Below are 12,395 nucleotides of genomic sequence, written 5' to 3' on the forward strand. Positions count from 1 at the left end.
AAATGAATTATTTGCTGCTGGCGGCAGCATCGCTGGCCGGAGCTGGAGCATTAGCCGAAGCCGCAACGGGTGCTGGGATCGATGCTTCAGCGCTGGCAGATGCGGAGTGGACTTCTGTTGGATTATGTCCGGCCGCTTCGCCTTGCATGTCAACTTTGTCACCAGCTTTAAAAATCACAAATAGTGCTGCTGCGGCAAAAATAATGAAGCCGACGAGAATTTTCCACATAATTGTCTCCTGAAAAAAGTGTAAAACTATTTTGGTATTTGATTATTCTGAATGTCTCTGCAACACGGCAGATGTAATTCAGGCATGGCTCTACAGTAAACTGGCTGGCTTACAGCTTCCTTGCAACGATATTTATCGCCATGCAAATAAAATGGGGTGCATTCCAGAAGGAGTGCACCCCATTTTTATTTCAACACACCGCCATCTTGCAGGCGGTGCGAGATATTACGCCGCTGACAACAGTTGACGCAATACGAATGGCAGGATACCGCCATGTTTGTAGTAATCAACTTCGATTGGTGTATCAATACGCAACAGAACTTTCACTTCCTGAGTTTCGCCGTTAGCACGGTTGATGACCAGAGTGACTTCCTGTTGAGGTTTGATATCGTTTTCGATGCCTTTCAGATCAAAGGACTCATTACCTGTGATGCCTAAGGAGTCAACGCTATCTGTACCCAGGAATTGCAGGGGTAACACACCCATACCAACCAGGTTGGAACGGTGAATACGTTCGAAAGAGCGAGCGATTACTGCTTTGACACCCAACAATTGTGTACCTTTGGCAGCCCAGTCACGTGAAGAGCCTGTACCGTATTCTTCGCCGCCGAAGATCATGGTTGGCGTGCCTTCAGCAACGTATTTCATCGCTGCATCGTAAATTGCCATTTGTTCGCCGGTTGGCTGGAACAATGTTTCGCCACCTTCAACACGGGAGCCATCTTCTTTTGCCGGGATCATCAGGTTCTTGATGCGAACGTTAGCAAACGTACCGCGCATCATGATTTCGTGGTTACCACGACGTGAACCATAGGAGTTGAAGTCTTCCTTCAAAACGCCATTTTCTTTCAGCCATTTACCCGCTGGGCTGGATTCTTTGATAGAACCTGCTGGAGAAATATGATCAGTCGTGATGGAGTCGCCAAATACGCCCAGTGCGCGTGCGCCTGTGATGCCAGTCGCTGCTGCTTTTGGCTCCATTGCAAAGTCAGCAAAGAATGGTGGCTCAGCAATGTAAGTAGACGCAGGCCAGTTGTAGACTTCGCCTTCAGCTACGCCTTTGATGTTTTCCCACAGCTTGCCTGGTGCGCCTTTAACGTCAGCATAGTTGTCTTTGAATGTTTTTGCATTCATCGCGAACTTCATCAGTTTTTGAATTTCTGCGCTGGTTGGCCAGATATCGCCCAAGAAAATGTCTTTACCTTTAACGCGACCAACTGGTTCTGTCATCAGGTCTTTCGTCATGTTGCCAGCAATAGCGTAAGCAACGACGAGTGGAGGAGATGCCAGGAAGTTGGAGCGGATATTCGGGTGAATACGTGCTTCAAAGTTACGGTTACCAGACAATACAGCGGATGCCACAACGTCGTTAGCAACGATTGCTTCATTCATTGCTGGAGTCAGATCACCTGCGTTACCGATACAGGTTGTGCAACCGTATGCAGTGACACCAAAACCGAGTTTTTCCAGATATGGCAACAGACCAGCTGCTTCCAGATATTTAGTCACTACGCGGGAGCCTGGCGCCAGCGATGTTTTGATATGTGGAGCTACTTTCAAACCAGCTTCGACTGCTTTTTTCGCTAACAAACCAGCCGCCAGCAAAACGCTAGGGTTGGATGTGTTTGTGCAAGAAGTAATCGCAGCAATGAGTACGTCGCCGTTTTTAACTTTGACGCCATCAGCATTGGTGTATACCGCATCCAGATCTTCAATTTTTTTGTTGAAGCCGTTTTCGGATGTTGGTTTCGCAAACAGGTCAGCAAATGTCGATTTAACGTTGCCGATTTCGATACGATCCTGTGGACGCTTAGGGCCGGCCAGTGATGGAGAAACTGTCGACAGATCCAGTGAGATTTCAGTGGTGTAATCGATGTCGCCTTTTTTCGGGATACCGAACATTTTCTGTGCTTTGAAATAGCCTTCGAATGCGTCGATTTCTGCTTTTGTGCGACCTGTGCCTTTGAAGTAGTCAATCGTTGCTTCGTCAACAGGGAAGAAGCCCATTGTCGCGCCGTATTCCGGTGCCATGTTGGCGATCGTTGCGCGATCTGTCAGTGACAGTGTGCGCGTGCCTTCGCCGAAGAATTCAACGAATTTACCAACGACTTTTGCTTTGCGCAGCAGTTCAGTAATTGTCAGTACCAGATCGGTTGCAGTGCAGCCTTCGCGCAATGCGCCAGTCAGGTTCACGCCAACGACGTCAGGTGTCAGGAAGTACACTGGCTGACCGAGCATACCGGCTTCAGCTTCGATACCGCCAACGCCCCAGCCGACGACGCCGATACCGTTGATCATCGTAGTGTGAGAATCTGTACCTACCAGTGTGTCAGGGTAGTAAACTTCGTTTTTCTTCGCATCTTTGACTTTGTGTACGCCACGTGCCAAGTATTCCAGATTGACCTGGTGAACGATACCGAAGCCTGGAGGAACAACGCCGAACGTATCAAACGCTTGCATACCCCATTTCATGAACTGATAACGCTCGTTGTTGCGTGAGAATTCCAGTTTCATGTTCAAGTCAAGCGCTTTCTTTTCGCGGAAATGATCGATTTGTACAGAGTGATCCACGACCAGATCAACTGGAACCAATGGTTCGATATTTTTTGGATTTTTGCCTTGTTTCGCGGCGACGTTACGCATCGCGGCCAGATCGGCTAATAGAGGAACGCCGGTAAAGTCTTGCAGTACAACGCGGGAAACCACGAATGGGATTTCGTCAACGCGGGAAGCTGTTGCACCCCAGTTAGCTAATTGCTTGACGTGTTCTTCAGTAACTTTTTTGCCGTCGCAGTTACGCAGAACAGATTCCAGAACCACGCGAATGGAAACTGGCAGACGGGAAATTTTAACGTCCAGGTTTTTTTCCAGTGCAGGCAAAGAGAAGAACTTGCCTTTCTTCGTTTCTGAAATTTTAAAATCTTTCAGGGTTTTGAATGCATCTTGGTACGCATTTTGGCTCATGGCTGTTCCTTATATACAAAAATCAACGATCAAATAACATATTTACTGCTTCCCCTTTCGGGGGCAATCTCATGATCTGATGCGACTCAATCTGAGATTAATTGGTAGTAATTGGTAGTAATTGGTAAATAGCTTGCTTTATTTTACTTGTGCGGCCGAATCAACTTCGGCGAGAACCGGTTGAGTCGTTTTGCATTCATTTGCCAGTTGTTGCCCTTTGTGGGAATCAAGCAACAGTCCTTTGGCAGGAATGCCAATCCAGATAAAACCAGCTTTGCGGTTTTCGAAGCGAAATGCACCAGTGGTGGTATCTACCTTTGCCATCCTGTAAAGACGCTTTTTCCAGCGCATCGCGATGTGGTTTTCATCTTCAGGATTGGTGTACATCGTCAGAGAATTGCCAAGCTCGCACTTGTATTCAAAGTTCTTATGATTCTGTACATCCGGCTCAGGTTCATCGTCCTCTTTCGCAGCAGTGACTGCGACTGGTTTATTTGTTTTGGAAGAAATTTTTGCTTTGCTCGGATGTGTTTCTGCAGTCGCCAATAATGGTGTGCAGAGAATGCCAGAGGCAATCATCAGACTGGCAAAGCGGGAAAAGAATTGTTTCATGTGAGTCTCCTTAGATTAACTCTTGCGCCAGTTCTGGCAATGCAATGCGGCTCATCTGAGCCCTTTTTAAAACTGTCCAGTAATAACGATAACTTGCTCTGTCATGCAGATGGCCATTGAATTGTATTGGGCCCCACTGATTCTGTTTTGCGAGAGTAAGAATATTGACCGCGTCATGCACCTCTATATTGCGGGGCGACATGGCCTTGACGATCGGCTTGATCTGATCGGGATGTATGCTCCACATTCTGGTGTAGCCACATTCCATCTTTGCTCTGGTTGCATCGCTCGAAACGATGGCTGGGTCTTTAAATTCTGTTGTGACGCTATGCGACGGTACTTTTCCGAACCGATGGCATGCTGCTGCGATTTCAATTTTCGCGCGCATCACCAAAGGATGATTGAATTGTCCTGGGGAGCGCATCGCGGTGGATGGAATTGCTCCAAAATGTGATGAAACGAAATCCATAATGCCAAACGACAAGCATTCGACCTGAGGAAGTGCGGCGATTGCAGCAACGTCCGCCAGTGCTTCATGTGTCTCGATTAAAACATGTACTGGCAAACTTGCTCTGCCGACAGCGGTAGATAATGCGTTTATTTTGCCTATGGCGGAAGATACTTGATCTGCCGAGGTAACTTTGGGTAAAACAATATAGGCGAGAGTATTGGCTGTGGCTGGTAGTATCAGTTCTAAATCCTGTTCAAAGGCAGGATGATCGGCATTGTGCACGCGCACGCCGATTCGCTGATACAGATTATCGTCGCTATTAATGAGTGAGCTGACTAAATTGGCGTGAGCAGTTTCATTGCCGGTAGCTGCGCCGTCTTCGCAATCAAATGTGATGTCAAATATCGCGCCGTAGTCTTTCTGCATGGCCATTGACTTGCGCATGAGTTTTTCGGAGCCAGCGTAATGATCGCATACCGGTAAAAAAACCGGTTGTAACTGATCCTGAAATAGCGCTTGAGAAGGATGCATCAGTTGTGGAGTCGATTGAAATAAATGGATTGGGCAAGCTTGTGCCTGCCCAATCCTTGTTGCTATTAGCCTACCAAGTGCTTAACGCCGTCGCGTTCTTCTTGCAATTCATTGAGTGTAACATTGATGCGTTCGCGGGAGAACTCGTCGATTTCCAAGCCTTGAACGATAGTGTATTCGCCATTTTCTGTAGTGACAGGGAAACCGAACATAGTGCCTTCAGGGATGCCATAAGAGCCATCAGAAGGAATGCCCATGGTAGTCCATTTGCCATTTGTGCCGAGTACCCAGTCACGCACGTGGTCGATTGCCGCATTCGCTGCTGATGCAGCAGAAGACAGACCGCGTGCTTCAATGATCGCCGCGCCACGTTTGCCAACTGTTGGCAGGAACACGTCTTTGTTCCACACCTGATCGTTGATCAAGTCTTTGACGGATGCGCCATCAGCAGTTGCAAAACGATAGTCTGCATACATTGTTGGAGAGTGATTGCCCCATACGCAGAGTTTTTCGATCGCAGCAACTGGCTTACCAATTTTTGCGGCGACTTGAGATAGAGCACGGTTGTGATCCAGGCGCAGCATTGCTGTGAAGTTTTTCGCTGGCAGATTAGGTGCGGATTTCATTGCGATGTAAGCGTTCGTGTTAGCTGGATTGCCAACCACCAGAACTTTAACATTGCGTGATGCCACTGCATCCAGTGCTTTGCCTTGAACAGTGAAGATTTGCGCATTGGCTTCGAGCAAGTCTTTACGTTCCATTCCTGGGCCACGTGGACGAGCGCCAACTAACAGAGCAACGTCGATATCTTTAAATGCAGTCATCGGATCGCTGTGTGCAGTCATGCCAGCCAGCAGCGGGAATGCGCAATCATCAATCTCCATCATCACGCCTTTCAGCGCTTTTTGTGCTTTCTCGTCAGGAATTTCGAGCAGTTGCAAAATGACTGGCTGGTCTTTGCCCAGCATATCGCCGTTAGCGATGCGAAACAGAAGGGAATAGCCGATTTGGCCAGCGGCGCCGGTTACAGCTACGCGCATAGGGGATTTCGCCATGATGGATCTCCGAGGTGGTGTAAAAACGATGTTCAAAATTTTGCTGCGACCGATAGATTAAGTCACGATATGCAAACGCTCAATAATACCTTTGAAAACACAAGCAGTCAGCCAAATTTAACGTATTAATGCCAGTTTTCATGTGAGACATTGATATTTCTCGCATGAATTTTGGTGTTATTTATATTTTGACTGATCTTCTGTATTCACGTTCCTGCGTGAGTGTAGGCTGTGAGTGGTGCTGTGTCAATCAATATCTTATGTCTTATATAAGACATATTAATTGGTACATTTCTCTGGACGTGGGTGCTATTTTTGTGGTGAAATTGCGCTCTATGAATTCGAATACGACAAACACTAATCCACAGTCTCTTGTGCAGACCGGCGCTGGCTCGGTCGGTGGGGCTGTTTCTGTCAGTCCGTCGCCGACATTCAGCCCATTGTACCAGCAGATCAAGGCGTTAATTACGCAGGGCTTGCAGTCCGGGGAATGGAAACCTGGGGAGTTAATTCCAAGCGAGATGGAGTTGGCGGCGCGCTTTAAGGTGAGCCAGGGTACCGTGCGCAAGGCGATTGATGAATTGTCTGCTGAAAATCTGGTGGTTCGTCGTCAAGGTAAGGGAACGTTCGTTGCAACTCATCATGAGGCGCGTGCGCAGTTTCGCTTTTTACGCCTCGCACCTGATGAAGGTATTCCTCATTATCCTGAAAATAAAGTGATAGAGGTCAGGCGTGTTCGCGCTCCTGCTGAAGTTGCTCGCATGCTCGAAATTAAATCCGGTGATCCGGTGGTCTTTATTCGCCGTGTCCAATCATTTTCCGGAACGCCGACAATTCTTGAGGATTTATGGTTGCCGGGTGCGATATTTAAGGGGCTAACGGCGGAGCGCTTAATTGAGTACAAGGGGCCGATGTATGGCTTATTCGAAACTGAATTTGGTACGCACATGATTCGTGCTTCTGAGCAGGTGAGGGCGGTTTGTGCTGATGAGGTTGCTGCGCAGTTGCTTGATATTAAGGTCGCCGCTCCATTGCTGAGTGTTGAGCGCGTGTCGTTTACGTACGGCGATAAGCCAGTTGAGTTGCGTCGGGGTTTGTATATTACTTCGCATCATCACTACAGGAATGAGCTTAGTTGAGATTCTTGGTGCTCTGCAGATATGCGAAATAATCGCTAATATAGATATATTTCGTTTTAACTGCATTATTTGTTGGTGCGATGCACCAAAATAAGCGAAAATTGTAAAGTTTATGTACAGACTAGTTAATGGGGAGATTATTTATGTCTGAAGTAGTAAAGAGCAGGCCTCGCTATGGTGTGATGCGCCTGATAGATGCAACTGGATACCGATTGCCACTCGCGGGATTTGTTTCTATTTTGCATCGTGTAAGCGGCATGTTAATGTTTTTGTTGTTGCCTTTCATTTTGTATTTACTCGACAAGAGTCTGACATCTGAGCTTTCTTTTGCCGAACTGCAAAATTTCACTTCAGGTATCTTCGTTAAGTTGGTCATTCTGGCGCTTGTTTGGGCCTATCTTCATCATTTCTGTGCAGGTGTTCGCCATTTATTCATGGATTTTCACTTTGGTTTGAATAAAGATACAGCGCGTAAATCTGCTGTTGGCGTGCTGAGTGTCAGTGTGACTCTGGCTGCTTTAATTGGCTTGAAATTGTTCGGAGTATTTTAAATGGCAAATAACAACATCGGACCTAAGCGCCTGGTTGTTGGTGCGAACTACGGTTTGCGCGACTGGTTGGCGCAACGTGTGACGGCGATTGTAATGGCAACGTACACGGTTATTTTGCTGGTTCTGTTTCTGACTGGTAAAAATTTCGGTTACGAAGCATGGGCTGGTATTTTTGCGATGCAATGGTTCAAGCTTGCAACTTTTTCAGTTGTTATATGCTTGCTGTATCACGCATGGGTTGGTATGCGTGATGTCTGGATGGATTATGTGACGCACAATGTATTTGTTCGTCTGGTGTTTCAGGTTGCCACCATTTTGTGGCTGGTTGCTTGTGCTGGCTATGCTGCACAGATTTTGTGGAGAGTATAAAAGTGGCTGCAATTAAATCCACAATTCCTTCCCGTCGTTTTGACGCGGTTATTATTGGTGCTGGTGGTTCAGGTATGCGTGCTTCCCTGCAATTGGCAGAAGCAGGTCTGAACGTCGCTGTGTTATCGAAAGTTTTCCCAACGCGCTCACATACCGTTGCTGCGCAAGGTGGTATTGGTGCTTCCCTTGGGAATATGTCGGAAGATAACTGGTACTGGCACATGTTCGACACCGTTAAAGGTGGCGACTATCTGGGGGACCAGGATGCGATTGAGTTTATGTGTCGTGAAGCTCCGAAAGTGGTCTACGAGTTAGAGCACTTCGGTATGCCTTTCGATCGTAATTCAGACGGTACAATTTATCAGCGTCCTTTTGGTGGTCATACTGCGAATTTCGGTGAAAAGCCTGTGCAGCGCGCTTGTGCTGCCGCTGATCGTACCGGTCATGCACTTTTGCATACTTTGTACCAACGTAATGTTCGTGCTCGCACGCACTTCTTTGTTGAGTGGATGGCCATTGACCTGATTCGTGATGCAGAGGGTGATGTGCTGGGTGTTGTTGCACTCGAAATGGAAACCGGTGAAGTCATGATGCTCGAAGCGAAAACGACAATTTTCGCAACGGGTGGCGCTGGTCGTATTTTTGCTGCTTCCACTAATGCATTTATTAACACCGGCGACGGTATGGGTATGGCGGCACGTGCTGGCTTGCCTTTGCAAGATATGGAGTTCTGGCAGTTCCATCCAACTGGCGTTGCAGGTGCAGGCGTGCTGATCACTGAAGGTGTTCGCGGCGAGGGTGGTATTCTGGTAAATAGTCAGGGTGAGCGTTTCATGGAGCGCTATGCGCCGACATTGAAAGATTTGGCTCCACGTGACTTCGTTTCCCGTTCTATGGATCAGGAAATCAAAGAAGGTCGTGGCTGTGGTCCAAATAAAGATCACGTGATGCTCGATTTGCGTCATATCGGTGCCGATACTATTCAGAAACGTTTGCCATCTATTTTGGAAATCGGTCATAAGTTTGCCAACGTCGATGCAACTAAAGAGCCAATTCCTGTTGTGCCAACGATTCACTATCAGATGGGTGGTATTCCTACCAATATTTACGGCCAGGTAGTTGCTCCTAAAAACGGTAGCAGCGAGATCGTGAATGGTCTGTACGCTATTGGTGAGTGTGCCTGCGTATCTGTTCACGGTGCTAATCGCCTTGGTACTAACTCTTTGCTGGATCTGGTCGTATTTGGTCGTGCAGCTGGTAATCATGTTGTGGCAAGCAACCTTAAAGCACGTAGCAATAAAGATTTGCCAGCTGATGCAGCTGATCTGGCCTTGTCTCGTCTTTCCAAGCTTGAATCCAGCACTGGTTCTGAGCGCGTGCAAGATGTGGCAAATGCTATTCGTGGCACGATGCAGCAATATTGCGGTGTATTCCGTACAGATGAATTACTGCAGACTGGCTACAAAAAGATCATGGAGCTTGATGAGCGTCGCAAGCATGTTTCTTTCAAAGATAAATCCAAAGTGTTTAACACTGCTCGTGTTGAAGCATTGGAATTGGATAATTTGATCGAAACTGCGAAGGCAACGATTACTTCGGCAAATGCGCGTAAAGAGTCCCGCGGTGCACATGCTCATCGTGATTATGAAAAACGTGACGATGAAAACTGGATGAAGCATACGCTTTGGTACTCCGAAGGCAACCGCCTCGACTACAAACCGGTTGTGACTAAGCCGCTTACAGTCGAGACCTTCAAGCCTAAAGCTCGTACATTCTAAAGAGATATTACTATGGCACGTACACTGAAATTTAAAATTTACCGCTACGATCCGGACAAGGATTCTAAGCCTTACATGCAAGACCTGACGGTCGAGCTGCAGGATACTGACAAAATGTTGCTTGATGCATTGCAACGTATTAAAGCTGACGTGGATGACTCTCTTGCATTACGTCGCTCATGCCGTGAAGGTGTTTGCGGTTCCGATGCGATGAACATCAATGGTAAGAATGGTCTTGCTTGCACAACCAATTTGAATGAGTTGGTTGAGCCTATCGTCTTGCGTCCATTGCCAGGGTTGCCGGTGATTCGCGATCTGATCGTGGATATGACGCAATTCTTCAAGCAATATAACTCGATCAAGCCATACTTGATGAACGAATCTATTCCTCCGGAAAAAGAGCGTTTGCAGACTCCTGCTGAGCGTGAAGAGCTGGATGGTTTGTATGAGTGCATCTTGTGCGCATGCTGCTCCACTTCTTGTCCTTCATTCTGGTGGAATCCCGACAAGTTCGTGGGTCCGGCTGGTTTGTTGCAGGCTTACCGCTTTATTGCTGATTCCCGTGATGAAGCTACTGGTCAGCGTCTGGACAATCTTGAAGATCCTTATCGCTTGTTCCGTTGCCACACTATTATGAACTGTGTTGATGTTTGTCCTAAAGGCTTAAACCCGACACGTGCTATTGGCAAAATCAAGGAATTGATGGTTCGCCGCGCTGTGTAACCATTGCCTGTAAGTTTGGAGCGATGTTTTTATCGGCATCGCTTCTATTTCATGCGATTTTTTCATTCGAAGAGTTGCATGAAATAGAAAGTATGAAATAGAAAGTATTTATGTCTGAAACTACAGCTGCCACACATCAAAGCGACCCTGCGAAGCGAGCTCGTCTAAGATGGCGCGCCAGACGAGGCTTACTGGAAAATGATTTGATTTTGACCCGTTTTCTGGATGCATACGAAGAGACTTTGTCTGATGAAGAAGTTGACGCTTTTAGTCGCTTGATGGATTTGTCAGACAATACCCTGATGGATTTACTCATGGCGAAAACGAAGCCGGAAGCGGAAGTCGATTTGCCCCATGTGCATACTCTGTTAGATCGTTTGCAAAAAGCCTGACGTAGATTTTTTTTGTGTTTTTTTGATTAACGACTCACCTCTTTTCTGAAGGAAGAGCCATGACTAATTCCGAAACAAAAGCCACCCTGTCATTTTCCGATGGTTCGCCATCGCTGGATATGCCAATTTATAAAGGATCTGTTGGTCCCGATGTGATTGATATTCGTAAGCTGTACGGTGCTACTGGCATGTTTACGTATGATCCGGGTTTCATGTCCACAGCGGCATGTAATTCTTCTATTACCTATATTGATGGTGATAAAGGTGAATTGTTATATCGTGGTTACCCGATTGAGCAATTGGCTGTCAATGGTGGTGATTTCCTGGAAACCTGCTATCTGTTGTTGAATGGCGAGTTGCCAAATGCCGCAGAAAAAGAGAAATTTGTTGCGACTGTTACTAACCACACAATGGTCCATGAACAGATGCAATTTTTCTTCCGTGGTTTCCGTCGTGATGCGCATCCTATGTCAGTGCTGGTTGGTACGGTTGGTGCGCTTGCTTCGTTTTACCATGATTCTCTGGATATCAATGATCCGCATCATCGTGAAGTTTCCGCTATTCGGCTGATTGCGAAAATGCCGACTCTGGTTGCAATGGCTTATAAGTATTCTATTGGTCAGCCATTCGTATATCCGCGTAATGACTTGTCTTACAGTGCTAATTTTATGCACATGATGTTCTCTACGCCATGCGCTGAATACAAAGTGAATGATGTATTGGTGCGTGCGTTGGATCGTATTTTGATTTTGCATGCGGATCATGAGCAAAATGCGTCTACTTCCACCGTTCGTTTGGCTGGTTCCTCCGGTGCAAATCCATTCGCGTGTATCGCGGCCGGTATCGCTTGCCTGTGGGGTCCTGCTCACGGTGGTGCAAACGAAGCAGCTCTGGATATGCTGGAATCGATTGGTTCAGTTGATAATATTCCTGAATTTATCGCTCAGGTGAAAGATAAGAACTCCGGCGTTAAGTTGATGGGCTTTGGTCATCGCGTGTACAAAAACTACGATCCTCGCGCAAAGCTGATGCGTGAAACATGCTACGAAGTGTTGAATGAGCTTGGTTTGCAAGATGATCCATTGTTCAAGCTCGCAATGGCACTGGAAAAAATCGCGTTGGAAGATGAGTACTTTGTTTCTCGCAAATTGTATCCGAACGTTGACTTCTATTCTGGTATCGTTCAGCGCGCACTTGGTATCCCGACTTCGTTGTTCACAGGTATTTTTGCCTTGGCTCGTACAGTAGGCTGGATTGCGCAGTGGAAAGAAATGATCTCTGATCCAGAGCAAAAAATTGGGCGTCCTCGCCAGTTGTTTGTTGGTTCTCCAACACGTACTGTTCCACCAATTGACAAGCGTTAATAGCTTGCAATAGCCCCGGCTATGTCAAATGAAAAAGCGAGTCGTCAAGACTCGCTTTTTTTTTCGATAAATATGCTATGCTTCGCAACCAGTACGCAAACTTGATATTTTTGAAGTGTCCTATGTGTATTTGTGCCGGTTTTGATGCTGGCGACAGGAATAGTTTGAAACAAGCCCTTCCCCACAACTTGATGTGCAATCCGCTAACCGGTCAGGCCGTGTCGCGGAAGGTTAGTT

At 46.9% G+C, this 12,395-nt stretch carries 12 protein-coding genes; 7 read left to right on the plus strand and 5 right to left on the minus strand.

The genetic code is table 11. From position 1 onward, the window contains the following. Window positions 1–7 precede the first annotated feature (7 nt). The 5 genes from ACO0LB_RS15980 to ACO0LB_RS16000 form a co-directional block, all read right to left on the minus strand. The gene (locus tag ACO0LB_RS15980; protein WP_423050834.1) at window positions 8–229 is read right to left on the minus strand and encodes a hypothetical protein; all 222 of its coding nucleotides are present in this window, start codon (window positions 227–229) and stop codon (window positions 8–10) included. Between the two features lie 225 nt (window positions 230–454). Next, complete coding sequence (gene acnA, locus ACO0LB_RS15985; protein WP_423050836.1) at window positions 455–3,193, minus strand: aconitate hydratase AcnA; 2,739 nt, start codon at window positions 3,191–3,193, stop codon at window positions 455–457. 138 nt (window positions 3,194–3,331) lie between these two features. Further along, window positions 3,332–3,805, minus strand: coding sequence for a hypothetical protein (locus tag ACO0LB_RS15990; protein ID WP_423050838.1), 474 nt, complete (start codon window positions 3,803–3,805; stop codon window positions 3,332–3,334). A gap of 10 nt (window positions 3,806–3,815) precedes the next feature. Further along, window positions 3,816–4,787, minus strand: coding sequence for an HpcH/HpaI aldolase/citrate lyase family protein (locus ACO0LB_RS15995; protein WP_423050840.1), 972 nt, complete (start codon window positions 4,785–4,787; stop codon window positions 3,816–3,818). Window positions 4,788–4,852: 65 nt separating this feature from the next. Beyond that, window positions 4,853–5,842 (minus strand): malate dehydrogenase, encoded by a 990-nt coding sequence (locus tag ACO0LB_RS16000; protein ID WP_423050842.1) that lies wholly within the window; start codon window positions 5,840–5,842, stop codon window positions 4,853–4,855. A gap of 335 nt (window positions 5,843–6,177) precedes the next feature. On the opposite strand from ACO0LB_RS16000, the gene ACO0LB_RS16005 reads away from it, so the two are divergent. The 7 genes from ACO0LB_RS16005 to gltA all read left to right on the plus strand — a co-directional run bounded on the left by ACO0LB_RS16005 (window position 6,178) and on the right by gltA (window position 12,158). Beyond that, window positions 6,178–6,981, plus strand: a complete 804-nt coding sequence (locus tag ACO0LB_RS16005) for a GntR family transcriptional regulator (protein WP_423050979.1) — start codon at window positions 6,178–6,180, stop codon at window positions 6,979–6,981. A 143-nt stretch (window positions 6,982–7,124) separates the two neighbouring features. Further along, entirely contained in the window at window positions 7,125–7,532 is a 408-nt protein-coding gene (sdhC, locus tag ACO0LB_RS16010) for a succinate dehydrogenase, cytochrome b556 subunit (protein ID WP_423050844.1), read from the plus strand. Beyond that, window positions 7,533–7,901: a succinate dehydrogenase, hydrophobic membrane anchor protein gene (gene sdhD / locus ACO0LB_RS16015; RefSeq protein ID WP_423050846.1), complete on the plus strand. Its 369-nt coding sequence runs from the start codon at window positions 7,533–7,535 to the stop codon at window positions 7,899–7,901. A gap of 2 nt (window positions 7,902–7,903) precedes the next feature. Then, complete coding sequence (gene sdhA / locus ACO0LB_RS16020) at window positions 7,904–9,679, plus strand: succinate dehydrogenase flavoprotein subunit (protein WP_423050848.1); 1,776 nt, start codon at window positions 7,904–7,906, stop codon at window positions 9,677–9,679. Window positions 9,680–9,691: 12 nt separating this feature from the next. Continuing rightward, window positions 9,692–10,402, plus strand: coding sequence for a succinate dehydrogenase iron-sulfur subunit (locus tag ACO0LB_RS16025; RefSeq protein ID WP_423050850.1), 711 nt, complete (start codon window positions 9,692–9,694; stop codon window positions 10,400–10,402). A 110-nt stretch (window positions 10,403–10,512) separates the two neighbouring features. Then, window positions 10,513–10,794 carry a succinate dehydrogenase assembly factor 2 gene (locus ACO0LB_RS16030; protein ID WP_423050852.1) on the plus strand — a complete coding sequence of 94 codons (282 nt, stop codon included), beginning with the start codon at window positions 10,513–10,515 and terminating at the stop codon, window positions 10,792–10,794. A gap of 59 nt (window positions 10,795–10,853) precedes the next feature. Further along, the gene (gene gltA, locus ACO0LB_RS16035; RefSeq protein ID WP_423050854.1) at window positions 10,854–12,158 is read left to right on the plus strand and encodes a citrate synthase; all 1,305 of its coding nucleotides are present in this window, start codon (window positions 10,854–10,856) and stop codon (window positions 12,156–12,158) included. Window positions 12,159–12,395 lie beyond the last annotated feature (237 nt).

The sequence above is a fragment of the Undibacterium sp. SXout7W genome (assembly GCF_049339385.1).
Taxonomy (GTDB): domain Bacteria; phylum Pseudomonadota; class Gammaproteobacteria; order Burkholderiales; family Burkholderiaceae_D; genus Undibacterium.